General features: G+C 67.2%; 20 protein-coding genes and 1 pseudogene. 6 read left to right on the top strand and 15 right to left on the bottom strand.

From position 1 onward, the window contains the following. Positions 1-3 precede the first annotated feature (3 nt). Entirely contained in the window at positions 4-1,713 is a 1,710-nt protein-coding gene (poxB, locus tag KHN93_RS01210; protein ID WP_181109686.1) for a ubiquinone-dependent pyruvate dehydrogenase, read from the bottom strand. Positions 1,714-2,077: 364 nt separating this feature from the next. Here poxB and KHN93_RS01205 point away from each other — a divergent pair, with 364 nt between their 5' ends. Further along, positions 2,078-2,674 carry an OmpO family porin gene (locus tag KHN93_RS01205; RefSeq protein ID WP_016904049.1) on the top strand — a complete coding sequence of 199 codons (597 nt, stop codon included), beginning with the start codon at positions 2,078-2,080 and terminating at the stop codon, positions 2,672-2,674. A 272-nt stretch (positions 2,675-2,946) separates the two neighbouring features. On the opposite strand, the gene KHN93_RS01200 is transcribed toward KHN93_RS01205, so the two are convergent. The 6 genes from KHN93_RS01200 to KHN93_RS01175 form a co-directional block, all read right to left on the bottom strand. Then, positions 2,947-3,972, bottom strand: a complete 1,026-nt coding sequence (locus tag KHN93_RS01200) for an NAD(P)H-dependent glycerol-3-phosphate dehydrogenase (protein ID WP_211921616.1) — start codon at positions 3,970-3,972, stop codon at positions 2,947-2,949. A gap of 15 nt (positions 3,973-3,987) precedes the next feature. Next, positions 3,988-4,503, bottom strand: a complete 516-nt coding sequence (gene secB / locus KHN93_RS01195; RefSeq protein ID WP_016903394.1) for a protein-export chaperone SecB — start codon at positions 4,501-4,503, stop codon at positions 3,988-3,990. A 110-nt stretch (positions 4,504-4,613) separates the two neighbouring features. Then, a complete protein-coding gene (locus KHN93_RS01190; protein ID WP_016903395.1) occupies positions 4,614-5,051 on the bottom strand; it encodes a rhodanese-like domain-containing protein in 438 nt (145 codons plus the stop codon). A 76-nt stretch (positions 5,052-5,127) separates the two neighbouring features. Further along, positions 5,128-5,550, bottom strand: a complete 423-nt coding sequence (locus tag KHN93_RS01185; RefSeq protein WP_039518349.1) for a hypothetical protein — start codon at positions 5,548-5,550, stop codon at positions 5,128-5,130. 28 nt (positions 5,551-5,578) lie between these two features. Then, positions 5,579-6,049 (bottom strand): YiiD C-terminal domain-containing protein, encoded by a 471-nt coding sequence (locus KHN93_RS01180; protein ID WP_211921614.1) that lies wholly within the window; start codon positions 6,047-6,049, stop codon positions 5,579-5,581. A gap of 138 nt (positions 6,050-6,187) precedes the next feature. Beyond that, positions 6,188-6,997, bottom strand: coding sequence for a glycosyltransferase family 25 protein (locus KHN93_RS01175; RefSeq protein WP_211921612.1), 810 nt, complete (start codon positions 6,995-6,997; stop codon positions 6,188-6,190). Between the two features lie 206 nt (positions 6,998-7,203). Here KHN93_RS01175 and KHN93_RS01170 point away from each other — a divergent pair, with 206 nt between their 5' ends. The 3 genes from KHN93_RS01170 (at position 7,204) to KHN93_RS01160 (ending at position 10,323) form a co-directional block, all read left to right on the top strand. Further along, positions 7,204-7,980, top strand: coding sequence for a uroporphyrinogen-III synthase (locus KHN93_RS01170; protein WP_244812184.1), 777 nt, complete (start codon positions 7,204-7,206; stop codon positions 7,978-7,980). A gap of 103 nt (positions 7,981-8,083) precedes the next feature. Continuing rightward, positions 8,084-9,061, top strand: coding sequence for a uroporphyrinogen-III C-methyltransferase (locus KHN93_RS01165; RefSeq protein WP_211921610.1), 978 nt, complete (start codon positions 8,084-8,086; stop codon positions 9,059-9,061). Beyond that, positions 9,058-10,323, top strand: coding sequence for a heme biosynthesis protein HemY (locus KHN93_RS01160; protein WP_211921608.1), 1,266 nt, complete (start codon positions 9,058-9,060; stop codon positions 10,321-10,323). The genes KHN93_RS01165 and KHN93_RS01160 overlap by 4 nt, the downstream gene beginning before the upstream one ends. A gap of 184 nt (positions 10,324-10,507) precedes the next feature. Here the strand turns inward: KHN93_RS01160 and KHN93_RS21700 are convergent. After that, a pseudogene (locus KHN93_RS21700) lies at positions 10,508-11,051 on the bottom strand (hypothetical protein). A gap of 122 nt (positions 11,052-11,173) precedes the next feature. Continuing rightward, positions 11,174-12,469: an acetyl-CoA C-acetyltransferase gene (locus tag KHN93_RS01150; RefSeq protein ID WP_024940494.1), complete on the bottom strand. Its 1,296-nt coding sequence runs from the start codon at positions 12,467-12,469 to the stop codon at positions 11,174-11,176. Positions 12,470-12,557: 88 nt separating this feature from the next. Between KHN93_RS01150 and KHN93_RS01145 the strand changes: the two genes are divergently transcribed. Continuing rightward, a complete protein-coding gene (locus tag KHN93_RS01145; protein WP_211921606.1) occupies positions 12,558-13,442 on the top strand; it encodes a hypothetical protein in 885 nt (294 codons plus the stop codon). Then, the gene (locus KHN93_RS01140; RefSeq protein ID WP_016903405.1) at positions 13,439-13,876 is read left to right on the top strand and encodes a VOC family protein; all 438 of its coding nucleotides are present in this window, start codon (positions 13,439-13,441) and stop codon (positions 13,874-13,876) included. The genes KHN93_RS01145 and KHN93_RS01140 overlap by 4 nt, the downstream gene beginning before the upstream one ends. A gap of 247 nt (positions 13,877-14,123) precedes the next feature. Here KHN93_RS01140 and KHN93_RS01135 read toward each other — a convergent pair whose 3' ends face one another. From KHN93_RS01135 to KHN93_RS01110, 6 genes are all read right to left on the bottom strand, one after another. After that, positions 14,124-14,771, bottom strand: coding sequence for a superoxide dismutase family protein (locus KHN93_RS01135; protein ID WP_065049999.1), 648 nt, complete (start codon positions 14,769-14,771; stop codon positions 14,124-14,126). A gap of 49 nt (positions 14,772-14,820) precedes the next feature. Further along, a complete protein-coding gene (locus KHN93_RS01130) occupies positions 14,821-15,423 on the bottom strand; it encodes a superoxide dismutase family protein (protein ID WP_181105515.1) in 603 nt (200 codons plus the stop codon). A 402-nt stretch (positions 15,424-15,825) separates the two neighbouring features. Further along, positions 15,826-17,256, bottom strand: coding sequence for a nitrogen regulation protein NR(I) (gene ntrC, locus KHN93_RS01125; protein WP_016903408.1), 1,431 nt, complete (start codon positions 17,254-17,256; stop codon positions 15,826-15,828). Continuing rightward, a complete protein-coding gene (locus tag KHN93_RS01120; protein ID WP_016903409.1) occupies positions 17,249-18,304 on the bottom strand; it encodes a two-component system sensor histidine kinase NtrB in 1,056 nt (351 codons plus the stop codon). Before KHN93_RS01120 ends, ntrC begins: the two co-directional genes overlap by 8 nt. A gap of 264 nt (positions 18,305-18,568) precedes the next feature. Further along, positions 18,569-20,011, bottom strand: coding sequence for an ammonium transporter (locus KHN93_RS01115; RefSeq protein ID WP_211921604.1), 1,443 nt, complete (start codon positions 20,009-20,011; stop codon positions 18,569-18,571). A gap of 22 nt (positions 20,012-20,033) precedes the next feature. Beyond that, a complete protein-coding gene (locus KHN93_RS01110) occupies positions 20,034-20,372 on the bottom strand; it encodes a P-II family nitrogen regulator (protein ID WP_002808480.1) in 339 nt (112 codons plus the stop codon). Between the last annotated feature and the right edge of the window lie 224 nt (positions 20,373-20,596).

Here is a 20,596-nt window from a genome sequence, read left to right as displayed (position 1 = left end):
GTGTCAGCGCATGTTGGTCTTGACCAGATCGATCACCTCGTCGCCGCGCCCGCTCATCACTGCCTTGAGCAGATACAGGCCCATGCCCTTGGCCTGTTCCAGCTTGATTGCCGGCGGCACCGCCAGTTCCTGCGTGGCGATGCGCACATCCACCAGCGCCGGACCGGAATGCGCGAAGGCCTGGCGCAATGCCCGCTCCAGCTGCGCGGATTCATCGACCCGGATGCCCAGGATGCCCATCGCATTGCTCATCGCCGCGAAGTCCGGATTGCGCAACTCGGTGCCGGTATCCAGATAGCCGGCGGCCTTCATCTCCATCGCCACGAATCCCAGCGAGGCATTGTTGAACACCACGATCTTCACCGGCAGGCGCAGCTGCGCCAGCGAGATGAAATCGCCCATCAGCATCGCAAAACCGCCATCGCCGGACAGCGCAATCACCTGACGGCCCGGATACGCCGACTGCGCACCCAGCGCCTGCGGCATCGCATTGGCCATCGAGCCGTGGTTGAACGAACCGAGCAAGCGGCGTTGTCCGTTCATGCGCAGGTAGCGCGCGGCCCACACCGTCGGCGTGCCGACATCGCAGGTGAATACTGCATCCTGGTCGGCGATCTGGCTGATCATGCGCGCCACGAATTGCGGATGCAGCGGCTCGCCTGGATCGGCCGGCACCGCCAGATCGTCCAGCCCCTCGCGCGCCTTGCGGTAGTGCGCAAGCGACTTTTCCAGGAAGTCGCGTTTCTCGCGTCGCTGCAGCTGCGGCAACAAGGCGGCAATGGTTTCGCCTACGTCCGCTGCGATGCCCAGCTGCAACGGCGTGCGCCGTCCCAGCGCGCTCGGGTCGCGGTCCACCTGCACGATGGTCGCGTCCTTCGGATAGAACTGCCGATACGGGAAATCCGTGCCCAGCATGATCAAGGTGTCGCAGTTGAGCATTGCGTGGTAGCCGGAGCTGAAACCGATCAGGCCGGTCATGCCGACATCGAACGGGTTCTCCCACTCCACGTGTTCCTTGCCGCGCAAGGCATGCACAATCGGCGCGCCCAGGGTGTCGGCCAATGCCACCACCGCATCGTGTGCGCCCGCGCAGCCGCTGCCGCACAACAGCGTGATCGCTTCACTCTGTTGAAGCAGCTCGGCCAGTTGCTGCACATCTTCGGGAGCCGGCAGTACGCGCGGTTGGCGCAGTTGCGGCCACGCCGTGGGAATGTGCTTGTCCACTTCCAGCAGTGCGATATCGCCGGGGATCACCACCACCGCCACGCCTTGCTGCAGGATGGCCGCACGCATCGCGCGGTGCAGCACTTCCGGCAGCTGCGCCGGATTGGTCACCAACTCCACAAAGTGACTGCACTCGCGGAACAGTTCCTGCGGATGCGTCTCCTGAAAATAGTTCAGCCCGATCTCGGACGAGGGAATATGCGCGGCGATCGCCAGCACCGGCTGGCGGCTGCGATGGCAATCGAACAGCCCGTTGATCAGGTGCAGGTTGCCCGGCCCGCAGCTACCCGCACACACCGCCAGCTTGCCGGTCACCGCCGCCTCGGCGCCGGCAGCGAACGCGGCCACCTCTTCGTGGCGCACGTGCATCCATTCGATCGTCTGCATCTCGCGCAAGGCATCGGTCAGGCCGTTGAGGCTGTCGCCGGTCAACCCCCAGATCCGCTCCACCCCCGCGCTCTGCAGCGTCTCGGCCAGAAACCGCGCCAACGTCTTTTTCTTCGTCACGATGCAGCTCCACGCTTGTTCGACAAGCCTGGCATGCTCCCAGTCACGGTGTCAGCGCAATGTGCTTGCACGCTGCAAACACGGTAAAAATCACTGAAAAACAGCCACTCCTATACATGCGCGTCACATCGACGCGATGTAACCGCCAGTGCATCACGCTTTGCATGTGCGCTACGCGCATTGCAGTTTGATGACAAGGAAGCGGAGCTGAACTGGGCGCGATGATTCATGGACCAGTCAGTCCAAAATTCATGTCGCGTTCCATCGAATAACGGAGAATTTACATCTCGGCAGCGAACGGCATCCGCCTCAGCGCCGGCCCAAACCATAAGTACAGGTATCGATCATGAAGAATTCCCTGCTGGCCCTCGGCCTTCTCGCAGCCCTGCCGTTTGCGGCCTCCGCTGCTGAAAACCTCTCCTACAACTTCGTCGAAGGTGACTACGTGCGCACCCCGACCGAAGGCCGCGACGCTGATGGTTGGGGCGTGAAGGCGTCCTACGCCGTCGCTCCCAACTTCCACGTGTTCGGCGATTACAGCAAGCAGAACGCTGACGACAACGACAACGTGTTCGAAAGCTCCAACTCCGACTTCCAGCAGTGGGGCGTCGGCGTGGGTTACAACCAGGAAATCGCCACCAGCACCGACTTCGTTGCTCGCGTTGCCTACCGCAAGCTGGACCTGGACACCCCGAACATCAGCTTCGACGGTTACAGCGTTGAAGCCGGCCTGCGTAACGCCTTCGGCGAGCACTTCGAAGTCTATGCCCTGGCTGGCTACGAAGACTTCTCCAAGAAGCGCGGCATCGACATCGGCGACAACTTCTACGGCCGCCTCGGCGCCCAGGTCAAGTTGAACCAGAACTGGGGCATCAACGGCGACATCCGTATGGATGGCGACGGCAACAAGGAATGGTCGGTCGGCCCGCGCTTCAGCTGGTAAGCCGCACGTTTGACTGCAACGCGACTCTCTCTCCCGCGTTGCATTGGAAGCCCGGTCCCCCGACCGGGCTTCTTTCTTTTGGGCGATCGGCTGGCGATGCGCACATCGCGCTATAGCGGCATGTGCGCAATGCGGCTGCCGTAGAAGCACGGTGCAGCGCGCTCAAGCGGCTACAGCTTGCCGCCAACCTTTGCGATCGGCAGCAACAAAAAGCCCGGCAATGCCGGGCTTTTTGTTGTTTCTGCGCAGCGCGTCAATGCGCGATGCCACGATCAGGTGAACAAGGTCTGCGGGTACTCGGGCTTGCGCTCGCGTGCCAGCAATTCCTTCAGGCCCGCTTCCGGGGTGATCTCGCCATGCAATACCGCACGCACGGCGTTGGAGATCGGCAGCTCGATGCCGTGATGCTCGGCCTGACGCATGACTTCGTCGGCGGTCTGCACCGATTCCACCACCTGACCGATCTCGCGGATCGCATCGTTCAGGCTTTGTCCGCGTCCCAGGGCCAGCCCCAGCCGTCGGTTGCGCGACAGGTCACCGGTGCAGGTCAGCACCAGATCGCCCAGACCCGCCAGACCCATCAACGTCTCCGGCCGCGCACCGATCGCCGCCGCCAGGCGCAGCATCTCGTTCAAGCCGCGCGTGATCAGGCCGGCACGTGCGTTGAGACCCAGCTGCATGCCATCGGCCACGCCGGTGGCCACCGCCAGCACGTTCTTCATCGCACCACCGAGCTCGGCGCCCACCATGTCATTACCGGTGTAGGCGCGGAAGGTGGGGCCATGCATGGCATCGGCCACGACCTGCGCAAACGCCGCATCGTCGCCGTGCACGGTGATGGCGGTCGGCAGGCCGAGCGTGACTTCCTTGGCGAAGGACGGCCCGGTCACCACGGCCAGCGGAACGCCGGGGCCGAGGATGTCGCGCGCCACTTCGTGCAGGAACCGCCCGGAACCGGGCTCGAAGCCCTTGGTCGCCCACGCAACGCCGGCACCGGCCGGACGCAACGGGGCGATCAACCGGATCGTCTCGGTGAATGCGTGCGAGGGCACCACGACCAGGATCCAGCCGGCATCGGCAATGGCCAGTTGCAGGTCCGTGGTCGCGCGCAGGCTCTCGGGCAGTGGAATCCCCGGCAGATAACGCGCGTTTTCGTGGGTGCGGTCGATGGTATCCACCATCGCCGCATCGCGTCCCCAGAGCACGGTCGGGTGACCGTGCCTGGCGAGCAGCGCGGCCAGGGCCGTGCCCCAGGAGCCGGCGCCGAGAACCGCGATCTTCTGCGTCGAATCGCTCATCGGCGCACGCAAGGCTTAGGCGTTGCCAGCCGGCTCGGAATCGGCCAGCGAGGTGCCTTCGCCCTGCGAACGCTGGCGCAGGGTTTCTGCATACAGCGCTTCGAAGTTGATCGGCTGCAGGTAGAACGGCGGGAAGCCGCCGGCCTGGATCAGGTCGCTGACCAGGGTGCGCACATACGGGAACAGGATGTTCGGGCACTGGGTGCCGAGCAGCACGTCGATCGCCTGCGGCTCCAGGCCGACCAGGCCGAACACGCCGGCCTGCTGCACTTCGGCCACGTAGGCGGTCTTGCCACCGGCGGTGCAGGTCAGCGTCACGGCCAGCACCACTTCGAAGGCGTTGTCGTTGAGGCGCTGCACCTTCTGATTGAGGTTCAGCTGCAGCTCGGGCTGGTTGGCGTCATTGAAGACGGACGGCGCGTTCGGCGATTCGAAGGAAACGTCCTTGACGTAAATCTTCTCGATGGTGAAAGCGGGGCCAGCAGCGGCGTCGGCCGGCGCAACCGCGCCGTTGATGATTTCGTCGGACATTCCTAACTCCAGAAACGGTTCGGTGGATGCAGCGTTGAATGATGCAGACGTGAAAGTGCGAGTCTCTCACGCCAGCAATGGGGACTTGCCCGGCGCCTCACAAGGTGCGGTCAGGCGCGGCCCTTGACCAGCGGCAGCTCGGCCATCTGCCAGGCGGCCACGCCGCCATCGAGCCAGTAGACCTGCTCGAAACCGGCTTTCTTCAGCGTCTTGGCCGCGCCTGCGGAGGCATTGCCGTTACGGCACACCACCACCACGGGCGAGGACTTGGCGTTGGCGAGCAGCTTGCCGGCCGGGTCGAACTTGGCCAGCGCCACGTTGCGGCTGCCGGCGATGTGGCCTTTTTCGAAATCGGCGGTCGGCGACAGGTCGATCACCAGCGCGTTCTCGCTGTTGATCAAACGGGTCAGCTCGGCCGGCTTGAGTGCGCGATACCCACGGAACAGGCGCGCGACCTCGGTGACGATCAGGGCGATGGTCAGGCCCACCAGGGCCAGCGACAACATGGGGTTGCGGCCGACAAAGGCCTGCAGCTCTTCGAAATTCACGGGGTCAGGGTCAGTCAAGCGGGCGGGAATTGTCGCACAGCTGGCGCGCGCGACGGCCAGGCACCGGTGGCACGGGCTACTGGCCCTGCCACAGATCGGGCAGGCCGCTGGCCAGCCACCAGCGTTTGCGCTCGGCATCCCAGCGCCACAGCTCGATGCTGCGCACCAGCCGCTCGGCCTGGGTATTGCGGTTGATCACCCGCAACTCGACCTCGCGGCGCAGGTCGCCGTTGCCATCTTCGCCCACCCGCAGCTCGCGGTAGCCGGAGATCTGCACCTGTTCGTAGCGCGAGCGTTCCAGATCGCTGAGCGGATGCGCCTGGGCGTAGGTCGGCTCGACAAAGCCCTGCGCGGCATCGAAATCGCTCCAGCGCACCGCGGCGGTGTAGGCGGCCTGAGTGGTTTCCAGCGCGCGTGCCTGGGCACGGCTGCCGGCAGACGCCACCCCGCTGACCATCGCCAGCCCGAGCAACAGCATTGCCCCGATCACTGCACGCATGCGCATTCCCCCAAGTCCAGCGCGCATCCTACCGTTTTGGAAACGCCACGAAGCGCCCGCTCAGGGTGGCCGCCGCCGCACCGGACCCCAGCACGATCTGCGCACGCATGCCGATGCGCGCCTTGCCGCGCTGCCGGAAGGTGGCCAGGAACGCCTCCCAGCTGCCGAGTTCAGACGGCTCGGCATTGGCCACCAGGTCCTCGTAGACCGGCGCGACGTAGCGCAGCTGGCTGTCGGCCACGTAGACATCGGCGCTGTGCCCGGCCAGTTGCAGTTGCAGCGTCAGCCAGCCCCAGCTGGCCAGCGTCATCAACGAAGCCAGGCTGCCGCCGAACGCGTTGGCCTTGTCGTTGACGTTGGCCTGCAGCGGCGCACGCAAGCGCAAGGCGCCGTCATGCAAGCCGTCGACGGCAATGCCCATCGACAGGACCGGCGGCATGGCGATGAACTGTTGCTGCAGCGACTGCAGGGCGGATGCGAGCGTGCACGAAGGAGTCATCGGCGAAGGCTGGAAGACGGCGAAGGGCGGCATCATGCCGCAATGTTCCGCGAGCGTCTTGTGCACTGGAATGACATGCGGTACCGCATGGTGAACGCGTACGGCATCGCGTCGCCGCACGCCTGGGTCTTGCCCGGCTCAGGGCGCGAACACGACCTTGCGATAGCCCTGCGCCACCCGCAGCAACGCGGTGGCCTTGGCCTTCCAATGCGCGCTGCGCTGCCTCTGCGCGTGCGTCAACGGCGCATCGATGGTGCTCGTGAACACGATCTGCTCCGGAGCGGCGTGGAAGAACTTGTCCTGGATGCAGGCCGCCGGTGCCAGCTGATAGGTGGACAGCTGCTGTGCGACCGGCGATTCGTTCCAGCCGAACAGGAAAATGTCGGCCATGGTGTGCCAGCGCGCGTCGGCTGCGAGCAGCAGGCGCGCAGCATCGCGACTGAGGATCAACGCACCGGTGCAGACCGGCCAGCAGTGTTGATGGGTCGAGGGACGCACCAGGCGCAGCTGCCGGCCACCGACCTCGGCGACCTTGGCATCGAGCTTGATGCGGTTGTAGGACGGTTCCAGCCGCACGATGCTGTTGCCGCCCGGCAGCCACTCGCTGCTGCGCAGCAGCGCCGGCAGCGCGTCGGACAGATGCATGTCGTCTTCGAAGATGGCGGTGTAGGCGTCGTCGGAGTCGGCTGCGATGCGCCACGCGGCCTGATGGCTCAGGAAGCACCCGATGTTGGAGGCGGTCCAGTTGCGCGGGCCGGTGCTGAAGGCATCCCCGGAGCCTTCCAGCGGCCGCTCGCGTGCGAAGTCGGCAATCTGCGCAGGCGTCAGGGTGGCGCCATCCACTGCGGGAATCCGCTCGAACGGCAGGCCCAGTGCCTGGAACTGCGTCGACATCGCCTGCAGGCGCTCGCCGCTGCGCTGCATGTTGATGAGGTAGGACTTGATCACGGCGCCACTCCAGCTCGATTGTCGTGGCGGATCGTGGGCGGTAGCGGTCATCGACACAGACCCGGGGACGAGGTTCTGGCCGCAGAAACGCAGGCATCGCGTCGAGCAGGCACGCAAAGGCCAGACAGCGCGCGAGGATCGAATCGCCGCCAGCGCAGCGCGCGACACCCGCCCCCGATAACGCACGGCTCTCGCATAATCACTGGATGACACCTCCCGCCCCAGCTGCCAACGCCTGGACCCTGATTTCGCTGCGGCCCAGCGGTGAACACGCGCCGCTGCGGCGGGCCGCCGCGCGGCACGGCGGACGGCTGCTGGCGCTGTCGCCGTGGCGGCTGCAGACCAACGACACCCCGCGGGCACGGGCTGCATTGCGGCAGGCCTTGCACGCGCCGATCGCGGTGTTCACCAGCCCGGCCGCAGTGCACGCGGCGCATCGCCTGGCGCCGCTGCAGCGGCCGGCGCAGGCGCAGTGGGTGAGCGTGGGAGACGGCACTGCGCGCGCGCTGCAGGCCTGCGGCATCGACACGGTGATACGCCCGGCGCGCATGGACAGCGAGGGCCTGCTCGCATTGCCGCTGTTCCGGCAACCGCTGCAGGCCGTCGGGCTGATCACCGCCCCGGGCGGGCGCGGCATGCTGGCGCCGGCACTGGAGCAGCGTGGCGCCCGCATCCTGCGCGCCGATGTCTATCAGCGCGTGCCGCTGCGCCTGCGCGCATCGGCAATGCGTGCCCTGGCGGACGCGCTGCCCGCTAGCGTGCTGGCGCTGAGCAGCGCCGAAGCGCTGACGCTGGTGCTGCAGCAACTGCCTGGACCGCTGATCGACGCCTTACAGCAACGCCCGCTGGTGGCCTCCAGCGAGCGCATGCTGCAAGCCGCACACGCCGCCGGCTTCCAGCAGGTGCTGCGCGCCGCAGGTCCCTTGCCCGAGCAATTGGCCGCTGCCGCCGCCGCGATCGTGACACCATCGCGACCTTGCTGAACTTCGAACTCAAGCACGGCTTGCGGCTGTCTGCCGCTGCACGCCATGCTGTGGCAGATGACTGCGGCACCTGCACCCGTCGTGACCGCGCGAGGATGGACGAATGACCGAAATGCCCGCTTCCACGCGACGCTTTCCCCTGGCATGGCTGCTGCTCGTCGTCGCGCTGGCCGCCGTGGGCGTGGCGCTGTTCCTCGGTTGGCGCGCATGGCAGGGCTATCAAAGCGCGCAGCTGCAGGCCGCCGAGGCGCAGCAGCAGCGCTGGGATGGCACGCAGCAGATGCTGGAGACGCTGCGCCGCGACCAACGCCTGGCCAACGAACGCCTGGCGGATGCGGCAGCGACCAACCGCGTGCTGCGCGACGAGATGCTGGGCCTGAGCCAGCGCAGTGCCTTGCTCGAAGAAACCGTGCAAAAGCTTGCCGATCCCAACCGCCACGGTGCGCAGGCGCTGCGGCTGGATGAAGTGGAGCTGCTGCTGCGGCTGGGCCAGCAGCGGCTGAGCATCGCCGGCGATGCAGACGGCGCGCGCCGCGCCTACGCGCTGGCCAATGCCGCGCTCAATGGCATCGACGATCCCGGCTATCTCAATCTGCGTCAGGCGCTGGTGCAGGAACGCGACGCACTGGATCGCCTGGGTGCCGGTCCGCAGGCGCAGGCCGGCCACACCCTGGACCAGTTGGCCGGCGACCTGCTGCGCCTGCCCGAACAGACCGCTCAAGAGAGCGAAGCAGCGCAGCCGTGGTGGCAGAAAGCACTCACACCGCTGGTGGACATCCGTCCCAGCCGTGGCGATGCGCTGCTGACCGGCGGCGATCGCCACGCCGCGCGCGACGCCTTGCAGATCGAGGTCAGCCTGGCCCGCGCCGCAGCCGAGCGCGGCGACTCCGCCGGCTTTGCGCAATCGCTGCGCCGGGTGGACACCTGGACCACCCGGCTATGGCCGGATTCACCACAACGTCGCCAGGCACGTACCCGCCTGCGCACGCTGCAACAAGCGCCACTGCGTCCGCGCCTGCCGGAACTGGGCACCACCCTGCTGCAACTGCAGGCCATGCGTGAAGGGAGATCCACCCAATGAAAGTGTTGCGTACCGTCTTGATCCTGTTGGTTGCCGTGGCGCTGGGCGTGCTCGGTGCGCAATGGCTGTCGCATCAGACCACTTACGACCTGGGCAATGTGGTGGTCAGCGTCGGCGGCAACGACTACCGCGCCGCCATGCCGCAGGCGCTGTTGATCCTGGTCATCGCGCTGTTGGTGCTGTGGCTGGTGTGGACGCTGGTCAGCCTGCCGTTCCGGGTCTGGGGTAAGTACCGCCGCAGGAAGGGCCGCGCCCGCCTGATCGAAGGCCTGCGCGCAGCCGATCACGGCCAGTGGCAGCGTGCCGAGCGCCTGTTGGTCAACGCCAGCGAGGATGCAGAGGTCAGCGGCATCGCCCTGGCCAGTGCAGTGCGGGTTGCCGATGCACGCGGAGACGAGGTGGCGGCCAACGCGCTGGCCCAGCAATTGGCCGAGTGCGACCCCACCGCGCATGCGTTGCTGCAGGGCGAGCGGCATCTGGCGCGGCAACGCCCGGTCGAGGCGATCAATGCGCTCGACAGTGCCAACGCGCAACCGCTGCCGGCGCGCGGCCTGCTGCTGCGCACGCATGCCCTGGCGCAGATCGGTCGCGCCGACGAGGCCTATGGTCAGCTAGGCGCATTGCGTCAGCAGGCGGTGCTGGCACCGGAGGCCTACAGCGCACTGGAAGCCACGCTGGCCGAACAGACGCTGTTGCAGGCCGGCGATGCCAATGCCCTGGCCGAACGCTGGGAAGCGCTGCCCAAACCGCTGCGTACCTATCCCGCGGTGGTGGGTGCCTATGCACAGCGCGCGGCAGTGCTGCACTGGGACGATGCGGCGGTACATAGCCTGGAGCAGGCGCTGGATACGCAGTGGGACGAATCGCTGGTGCGCCTGTATGGCGTGCTGCCGCTGGAAAAATACGATTCGCGCCGCGCCAGTGCGCAGCGTTGGCTGACCCAATACCCGGACAGCCCGGGCCTGTTGCTGACCCTGGCGCGTCTGGCACGCCACCAGCAGCAGTGGTCGCAGGCCGAGGAGTTCCTGCATCGCGCAGTGGCCAATGGCGCGGGCAGCGAGGCCTGGGAAGAACTCGGCCACGGCTTCGCCGCCGCCGGGGATCTGCTGTCCGCGCAGCATTGCTACGCCAACGCCCTGCGCGCCGCACGCGGCGAGCCGGTGCACGAGGGCTTACCGCAGCAGTCGCTGCGCGGGCCGATCGTATCGGCCTATGCAACGCCGCCGGCCGATCCGCTCGCACCGGACGATCGCGTGCTCTGATCTGAGGTCTGATCGCTGCTGCGGCGATGCGTGGATTCACCAGGAGCCCCGGCATGTCCGGGGCTTTTGTTTTTCTAGATCCGAGCAGAAGCGCTACCGGCAACATTTGCCGGCCTGTCATCACACCTGCAGGGATGGCAACGCATGGACGTTACGAAGGTATCTGCAAACGCAGCAACGCAGATCACCAATCGCGCGATTCTCGGGGCGGCGCCGGCAATGCGCGCAAAAAACGCGTCACAGGCACCGAGATAACGTGCCTGCTCGTGATCGACCGATTGCGCCGACAACACGTGCGAACCGCGTCTGCCGATCAACAGCATCACCGCCATCACACCGGCACCGGTCAGCCAGCCGGTCGCGCCACCGATCCACAGCACGCCGACCAGCAACGGCACGATCGACGCCATCGCGATGGCGACACACTGCACGCGGCGGCGCTCATGCCACGCGCACAGGCTCAGCACATGCGCACTGCGCTTGCGCAGCACGATGGCCAGGATCAGATACGGCAGCACCCCCATCAATAGGGCCAGATAGATCGCCGGGTGGTGTCAATGGAAGATGTAGCGGCGCGGCGAGATGTCCGCCGGCGCATTGCACTTGACGCAACGCGGCGGCAGATCGGCGCCCGGCGTGCACACCAGCACATCGCCCTCGCGCCACACGGCGCCGTGCGTCGGAGGCAGATAAAGCGTAGGGGGCTCGCGTGAATCAACGTTCGACATCCATGCGTCCTTGCAGGTTGGAGATTCGGGATTGGGAATTGGGAATTCGTAAAAACCAGGAGTCCGCGTCTGCTTTGCGAATCCTCAATTCCGAATGCCCAATCCCAGGCTGCGCAGCAGCGTCAGCGCTCGACGATGGCCACCACGCCCATGCCGCCAGCGGTGCAGATCGAAATCAACGCACGGCCGCCGCCGCGTTCTTCCAGTTGCTTGGCAGCCGTTGCCACCACGCGTGCGCCAGTGGCGGCGAAGGGGTGGCCGGTGGCCAGCGACGAACCCAGCGGGTTGATCTTGTCCGGGTCGATACGGCCGAGCGGCGCTTCCAGCCCCAGGCGATTGCGGCAGTAATCCTCGCTTTCCCAGGCGCGCAGCGTGCACAGCACCTGCGCGGCAAAGGCCTCGTGGATTTCGTAGATGTCGAAGTCCTGCAGGGTCAGGCCCTGACGCGCCAGCATCTGCGGCACCGCGATGGTCGGCGCCATCAACAGGCCTTCGCCATGCACGAAATCCACCGCCGCCACCTGCGCATCGCGCAGATAGGCCATCGGGGTATGGCCATGCGCCAGCGCCCAGGCTTCGCTGGACAGCAGCACCGCGGCCGCGCCATCGGTGAGCGGGGTGGAATTGGCCGCGGTCAACGTGCCGCGGCCGGAGGTCTTGTCGAAGGCCGGGCGCAGCGTGGCCAGCTTTTCCAGCGAGGTGTCGGCGCGCAGGATGTTGTCGCGCGAGACGCCGCGGAACGGCGCGATCAAGGTGTCGAAGAAGCCGCGCTCATAGGCGGCGGCCAGCTTGTGGTGCGAGGACACCGCCCATTCGTCCTGCGAATCACGCGAGATGTTCCATTCCTTGGCCATGTCCTCGCAGTGGTCGCCCATGCTCTTGCCGGTGCGCGGCTCGGCCACGCCGGGGAATTCGGGCTTGAGCTCGCTCAGCTTGAAGCCGCGCAGCAGGGCCTTGAGCTTGTCGCCAGTGGCCTTGGCACGGTTGGCGGCCATCAGCCGCGCGCGCAGCTTCTTGCCGTAGACGATCGGGACTTCCGAGGTGGTGTCCGAGCCGCCGCCGATGCCCGAATCGATCTGGCCCAGCGCGATCTTGTTGGCGATGGTGATCACCGAATCCAGGCTGGTGCCGCAGGCGCGCTGCAGGGTGATGCCCGGCGTCAGCGGCGACAGCCCGGACGACAGTGCCGCCTCGCGCGCCAGGTTCCAGTCCGAGGAGTGCTTGATCACCGCCCCCATTGCCACTTCGCCCAGTTGCTGCCCGTGCAGCCCGAAGCGCTCGACCAGCGCGCCCAGCGTGCGCACCGACATGCCCAGGTTGCCCACGTCCGCGTAAGCGGTGTTCTGACGACAGAACGGGATACGGACGCCGCCCAGAATGGCGACGGGACGGGCTGCTGGCATCGGTTGACCTGGCATGGAGGACTCGGGGACATGGCCTGCACAGGGCCGGCAGGCATAATGGCCGCAGTGTAGCTTCGACCCCGTGATGGGCCAACCGCGAATCATGAGCAAGACCGAACACGGCGTGACCGCCATGGGTGTGATGGCGCTGGAATTGACGGGCGGCACCGCCCCCGAGCGCGGCGCCCTGGCGCCCGAGCAGGCCGGCATGCTGGCCGAACGCATCGGCCGCGACCTGGCGCAGTGGATCCCCGAAATCCGCGAGCTCGAGCTCAGCGTGGCAATGGCGCACTTCGACCCGGCCGAAGTGCTGCGGCCGGGCTGGCCGCTGCATCGCCGGCTGGACGAGCTGCATGCGCGTGCGCCCGGGCGCGACCAGGGCCCGCGTGTGCTGGCGTTCGGCGCCGATGCGCAGGGCGAGATTCCCCTGCCCTTCCAGGCCGACGCGCAGCTGACCGGCGGCGGCCTGCGCGTGCTGCCGTTCCTGCTCTCCGGCGATCCGCAGATCGTGGCGACGGTGGCCGATGCGATGGAAGAAGTGCTGCTGGCCCAGGGCATGGCGCAGGCCGATACCGCGCTGCTGGCGCAGGAAAGCTTCGGCGCACGCATCGAACATGCGCGGTATCTCACCGCGAACGATCTGGCCGCGATGATTTCCATGCAGTACGACAACCAGGGCCTGGCCCCGTTGTGGCCGCTGATCGAAGCCGCCCTGCTGGCGCCGCACAGCGAAGAGTGGCTGGAACAGCCGCCCGAGCCGGTGCTGCGCTATGTCGACGGCGAAGTGCGCATCGCGCTGTTCGACCCGGCCGGCTGGTGCGATTACTACGCGTACGACCGCGAGAATTGCGAGCGCCTGCGCGGCGTCTACGAACAATTCCTGTCGCGTCAGCGGCAGATGGCCGCAGTGCTGGAAGCGCACGGCCTGCCAGTACTGTACGTGCATGTGGAACCGGGCCAGGATCCGCGCCAGGCACTGGCCGCATGAGCCAGACGCCGGCGTCCGTGGCGCCGGCGTTGCAGGGCGTGCTGGAAACCGGCGTGTATGTGGCAGATCTGGAGCGCGCCTGCGCGTTCTATGCCCGCGTATTGGGATTGGCAACGATGTATCGCGACGCGCGCATGGCCGCGTACGCAATCGCACCCGGGCAGGTGTTGCTGCTGTTCCTGCAGGGCAGCACCGCCGCCACGGTCACGCTGCCGGGTGGCACGATTCCGCCGCACGATGGCAGCGGGCGCGCGCATTACGCATTCGCCATCGCCACCGATGCGCTGGCCGGATGGGAGGCACATCTGCAGGCCTGCGACGTGCCCATCGAGGGCCGTACGCAGTGGCCGGGCGGCGGGCACAGCCTCTACTTCCGCGATCCGGATGCGCATCTGCTGGAGCTGGCGACGCCGGGGCTGTGGCCGAATTATTGAGTCGTTGATGACGCGGGTCTTGCGCAAGCGAACGACTTGGTCGCCTGTGCGGTGCGCCCGGTGTGAGGTATACCGACAGTTCAATGCGTACCGACAGGAAGCATGCAGCACGCGACATGCGGCGTGCCGGATGCTCTGCGCGCCTGCACCACGCATGACCGGATCGCTCCCTCACCGCAACCCAGAAACAACAACGCCGCGGTGATCGATCACCGCGGCGCTTTACCTGACTGCTGGCCTGTCCTGCTTACTTGGCTGCAGCTGGCGCGTTGTCGGTGGTGATCACACCGCAGGCCAGACGGCCGCCGGCGTTGCCGGTGGGCTGGGTTTTGTAGTCGTCTGCATCGGCATGCACGATCACCGCGTGGCCGGCGATATCGAACTGGTCGGCCTTGCCCAGATTGACGTTGCTCGACACCGGGCCATCGATGCTGGCATTGCCCTGCGCATCGGCCTTGATGTTGGGCATGTCGCCGCCGTGGTGCGGGTCTGCACTGACGGCGCCGTGATCGGATTGCGCCGGGTTGAAGTGACCGCCGGCGCTGCTGCCGTCCGGTGCGCTGCAATCGCCCTTTTCGTGGATATGGAAGCCGTGTTCGCTGTCGGGCTTGAGGCCACTGAGCTGGCCGGTGACGCGCAGCGCGCCGTCGACGATCTTGAAGCTCACCGTGCCTTTGACGTCGCTGCCCTTGGTCGGCTTGAGCTCGGCGGTGGCGGTGGTGGTGGCCGTCGCTTCGGTGACCATGGACGCGGCGTGCTCACCGCCATGCGCCGCTTCGGCCGCTGCGCCGGCCTGCGGTGCGGGTGCAGGATCGGCCGGAGCGGGTTCGTCGCGCTTGCACGCGGTCAGCACCAGCGCGGTGGCCAGGAACAACGTCGTTGGAAGAATGCGCATGAGAAAACTCCTGTAGAAAGGCCGCAGCTGCAGCCAGGGGTGCCCCGACTCAGGGCTGCGAAGGGGGTGTGCGCCACTGGGTGACGCGGATGACGCCGCAGGCCAGGCGTGCGCCGGCATTGCCGCTGGGTTGGCTGCGATAGTCGTCGGCGTCGGCATGCACCACCAGCGACTTGCCGACCACGTCGGTGGGCGCGGCATCGCCCAGGGTGATGCCGGCAACGATCATGTCCAGATGCGCGACACCTTCGGCATCGGCACGCAGGTTGTCCATGTCGCCGGCGTGGTGGGGAGTGTTGCCGACACGTCCGCCGTGCGCCGCACCGGTCGGATTGAAATGCGCACCGGCACTGCTGGCGTCGGCGGCGCTGCAATCGCCGCGTTCGTGCACATGGAAGCCGGCCACGCCGCCCGGGCGCAGGCCACCAACCGTGCCGGTGATGCGGATACCTTGCAGCGCGGGGACCAGCACCACCCGACCGCTGACCAGGCTGCCCGACGCCGATGCCAGCGCCGCTTCGGCCTGCTGGACCGGACGCACAGGCACCACGCGCGCCGCCGGGGGCGGTGGTGGCGGAGGCGGTGGCGTGCTGCTGCAGGCGGCAAGCGCCAGCGCGGTGAGGGCAACGATCGTGGACGACCGGTAACGCATCGAGCTGTTCTCCTGATCAGGCTGAAAACCTATGCGGGCGCATGTTCACATGTCATGAAATGCGCCGCTGGCAGCACAGGAGTTTACGGGGTTGGTGTGGATGCTCGGGTTGTTGGAGGTGCGGGTCGATGGGACGCGGGTTGTTGGGATGGTGTGCGAGGCGCCGAGTACACGTGTCGTGAGCTGCTTGGACGATGGCGTCGGCACGTTAGAACTGCGATGGCGTCATCGAGAGCAAGGATGCGGCGGCGTGCCACTCAGCAACGCTTGCCGCGGGCAATGTCGGGCAGCCTCAGCTCGATCAAGGCATCGTTGGAATAGATGCGCGTGCAGTAGCACTTGCATCGGCACAGGGACCCTCACCCCAACCCCTCTCCCATGGGAGGGGGGCTTAGATTCAGATCACCGGCGTTTGCGGCCCGGACCGAGTTTGCGGGTGACGGTGTTACGGCCCAGACCCAATCGGGCGGCGGCTTCGGCACGGCGGCCCTGGGTGAGTTGCAGGGCGGCTTCGAGCAGGGTCTTGTCCAGGCGTTCGCGGGCTTCGGCATGCAGGCCCTGGGCGCCTTCGCTCAGGCGTTGTGCGGCCCAGCTGGAGAGCATCTCGTCCCATTGCCCATCGCCACGGCCGGCACGCTGGCGGCGGCCGCCGCGCGCCAGTGCCGATTCCACGTCGACCACGTCGATGATATCGGCAGTGGCCAGGGCCGCCAGGCGCCAGCAGACGTTTTCCAGTTCGCGTACGTTGCCGGGCCAATCGTATTGGCGGAGTTGTTCCAGCGCGGCCGAGGACAGCCGCTTGGGCAGCATGTCGAGCTTGCGCCCGGCCATGGCCAGGAAATTCTCGGCCAGCTGCGCAATGTCGCCGCGGCGCTCGCGCAACGGCGGCAATTGCAGGCGCACCACGTCCAGGCGATGCAACAGGTCGGCACGGAAGCGGCCTTGCTCCACCAACGCCTCCAGGTCCTGGTGGGTGGCGGCGATCACGCGTACATCGACGCGGATCAACTCGCGCCCGCCGACACGGAAGAATTCGTTCTCGGCCAGCACGCGCAGCAGGCGGGTCTGCAGCGGCAGCGGCATGTCGCCGATTTCGTCCAGGAACAGCGTGCCGCCGTCGGCCTGTTCGAAGCGGCCGATATGGCGTTTGGTGGCGCCGGTGAAGGCGCCGGTTTCGTGGCCGAACAACTCGCTTTCCAGCAGTTCCGCGGGGATGGCGGCGGTGTTGAGCGCGACGAAGGGCTTGCGCGCGCGCGGCGACTCGTTATGCAGCGCGCGCGCCACCAGTTCCTTGCCGGTGCCGGTCTCGCCGTTGATCAACACAGACAGCGGTGCCTGCGCCAATCGGCCGATCGCGCGGAACAGCGCCTGCATCGCCGGGGTGTCGCCGATCAGCGAGGCCGAGCCTTCTGCCAACGGTGTCCCGATGATCTCCTCGACGCCGGCATCGGCATCCGGCAGCGCGCGTGCGGCCAAGGCCACCGCATCGTCCAGATCGAAGGGCTTGGACAGGAACTCGTGCGCGCCGCCGCGGAAGGCGCCGGCGGTACTGGCCACGTCGGTGTAGGCCGACATCACGATCACCGGCAGTTGCGGGTGCCTGGACTTGAGCTTGTCGAGCAGGCTCAGCCCGTCTTCGCCGGGCATGCGCACGTCGGTGAACAGCAGATCCGGGGTGGGCCGCATGGCCAGTGCCTGCAGTGCGGCGGCGGCACTCTCGAAGCCATCCACGGCGTAGCCGGCATCGCGCAAGGCGGTGGACAGCACGAAGCGGACCGAACGGTCGTCGTCGACCACCCAGATGTGGTGGGATGCGGCGGCGGCCTCAGCCATGCAGATGCTCCTTGTCGTGATCGCCGGCCAGCTCGGGCAGCAGCAGGGTGAAAACGGTATGTCCCGGCCGCGAGCGGTAGGTCAGCGTGCCGTGGTGTTCGCGCGAGACCTGCTGGGCCAACGCCAGACCCAGGCCGCTGCCCTCGGCGCGGCCGCTGACCAGCGGCAGGAACAAGTGCTCGGCCAGTTCCTCCGGCACGCCGCCGCCGTCGTCGATGATCTCCAGCCGCAGCGACATTGCATGCACGCGGTCGCGGATGCGCTGGCCGTGCTCGACGCGGGTGCGCAGGGTCACCCGCGTGGCGCCGGCCTGGAACGCATTGCGCACCAGATTCCACACCGCCTGGGTCAGGCGGTCGCCATCGCCAAGGATGTCGGGAATGCTGGGGTCGTAATCGCGCTGCACCTGCACCGACCAGCCGCCCTCGGCCTCGGCCAGGCGCAGCACACGCTCGAGCACGACGTGGATGTTGAGGCGGTCGTGCGGGCGCGCCGGCGTGGGCGAGAGCAGGCGTTCGAGCAAGGTATTGAGGCGTTCGATCTCGGTGCCGATCAGCTCGATCAGCTCGCGCTCGTCCTCGTCGCGCCCGGCCGAGCGCCGCGCCAGCAACTGCGCCGCGCCCTTGAGCCCGGCCAGCGGATTGCGCAGCTCGTGCGCCAGCCCCTTGAGCGCGGCGCTCAAGGCGTTGGGCAGCGCATGGGTGGGGTCCAGTGCGGGGAATTCGTCGACCGGATGGGTTTCCAGCAGCCAGCCGCCGTCGTCCAGCCGCGACAGCCAGCCTTCGGCAAAGCGCGGCGCGTCATTGGGCAGGCCCAATGCCAGCCGATGCAGGCGCAGCACGTCGCGCTCGTCGTTGAGCAGGAAGCGGGCCAGCGCATCGCCCTGCACTTCCAGCGCCGCCAGCGGTTGATCGACCAGACGCCGCGCACTGACCCCGAGCCAGCGCGCGAAGGCCGGATTGACGCCCAGCACGCGACCCTCGCGGTCGGCCCAGGCCACCGGTGTGCCCAGGCTGTCCAGCGACGGGAGGATGGACGACATCAGCATTGCACCAATTTAGTGCAAGCACGATCGGCCTGCGCATATAGCGCGCAGAACGAAGCGTGCAAGCAAGGAATCGGGGCCGGATGGCAGCAGGTCGCACCGATCCAGCGGACATCCGCGCCGACAGTCACAGGCGTGGGGCTGGTCATGCAGGCACCTCGGCAGTTGGTCCGCGCCCGATGGGGCAACGGGGAAAACGGACCCGGCACGGCTGTCCCGGCCGGGTCGTTGCGCCACCCGCGGCAGCGTGGCCGCGGGTGTGCATGCTCAGGACTCGTATGCCGCTTCGCCGTGCGAGGTGATATCCAGGCCCTCGCGTTCGGCTTCTTCGGTGACGCGCAGGCCGAACACCAGCTTGGCGACCAGGAAGCCCACCACCGACACCACGCCGATCCACACCAGGGTGATGCCCACGCCCAGTACCTGGATGCCGACCTGATGCACGATGTCGTAATCGCCGCCCTTCTGGCCGCCCAGCGAGGCCGCCGAGAACACGCCGGTCAGGATGGCGCCGATGATGCCGCCCAGGCCATGCACGCCGAACACGTCCAGGCTGTCGTCGGCGCCCAGCAGGCGCTTCAGGCCGGTGACGCCCCACACGCACAGCACGCCGGCGGCCAGGCCGATGACGATCGCACCGAACGGACCCACCGTGCCGCAGGCCGGGGTGATGCCGACCAGGCCGGCGACCATGCCCGAAGCCACGCCCAGCGCAGACGACTTGCCCTTGATGATCTTCTCGGTCAGCGACCAGCCCAGGATGGCAGCGGCAGTGGCCAGCAAGGTGTTGAGGAAGGCCAGCGCCGCACCGGCATTGGCTTCCAGGTTGGAGCCGGCGTTGAAGCCGAACCAGCCCACCCACAGCAGCGAGGCACCGACGAAGGTCAGGGTCACGTTGTGCGGCTTGATCGCCTCGCGGCCCAGGCCGGCGCGCTTGCCGACAAAGTAGGCGCCGACCAGGCCGGCGATACCGGCGTTGATGTGCACCACGGTGCCGCCGGCAAAATCCAGCGCACCCAGGCCGAACAGGTATCCGCCGGTGGCCCAGACCATGTGCGCCAGCGGCAGGTAGCCGAAGGTGAACCAGATCACCGAGAACAGCAGCACCGCGGCGAACTTGGCGCGTTCGGCAAAGGCGCCGACGATCAGCGCACCGGTGATGCCGGCAAAGGTCGCCTGGAACGCCACGAACACGTATTCCGGCAGGCTCACGCCCTTGGTGAAGGTGGCCGCCAGCGTCTCGATGGTCACGCCCTTGAGCAGCGCCTTGTCCAGATTGCCGATCCACGGGCCTTCGCCGGAAAACGCCAGGCTGTAGCCGTACACCACCCACAGGATGGTCAGCAGCGAGAACACCACCGCGACCTGGATCAGCACCGACAACACGTTCTTGGCACGCACCATGCCGCCGTAGAACAACGCCAGGCCCGGCACCACCATCAGCAGCACCAGCAGCGTGGAGGTCAGCATCCAGGCGACATCGCCCTTCTCCACCACCGGCGCGGCTTCGGCGGCGGCCACCGGTGCGGCGGGCGGCTGCGCCGACGGCAGCGGTTCGGTGGTGACCGGTTCGGTCGGCAGCGGAGTGACCTGCGGGGTGGACTGCGCGTGCGCGCTGCCCATGCCGCCCACCACCAGCGCGCTGAACAGCATCAGCATGCAGACACTGTAGAACCGGGCTTTCCACCCGGCAAAAAAGGCTGTCTTCATAAGAACTCCGGGGGTGGGGGACTCAGAGCGCATCGGCGCCGATCTCGCCGGTGCGGATGCGCACGACTTGCTCGATCGCGGTCACGAAGATCTTGCCGTCGCCGATCTTGCCGGTGCCGGCGGCGTTCTGGATCGCCTCGACCACTGCGTCCAGCCGGTCGTCGGTCACCACCGTCTCGATCTTGATCTTGGGCAGGAAATCGACGACGTACTCGGCGCCGCGGTACAGCTCGGTGTGGCCTTTCTGGCGTCCGAAACCCTTGACCTCGGTCACGGTGATGCCCGACACGCCTGCTGCGGACAAGGCCTCGCGGACCTCGTCGAGCTTGAACGGCCGGATGATGGCGGTGATCAATTTCATGCGCATACCCCGAATGGTGGAAAAGACCGGCCGGCATTGCGCCGCCCGGCGGTGTCATTCACCTGGATGCCAACCCCGGCATCCGCGCGTTCGCGATTACGCAGACCTCGGCCGATGCAGATGCATCCGCCCCGTGGGAGAGGTCAGGCCCGCGCGTCGCGAACTGTGTGCTCTCTCAATACCCCTTCGCTCCCCGGCCGATGCCGTGGAGCGATCAAACATGT

Origin of the sequence: Xanthomonas arboricola pv. juglandis (genome assembly GCF_905367715.1) — a bacterium.
In the GTDB taxonomy this organism is placed as follows: domain Bacteria; phylum Pseudomonadota; class Gammaproteobacteria; order Xanthomonadales; family Xanthomonadaceae; genus Xanthomonas; species Xanthomonas arboricola.
This window is presented reverse-complemented; position numbering and strand designations above follow the sequence as displayed.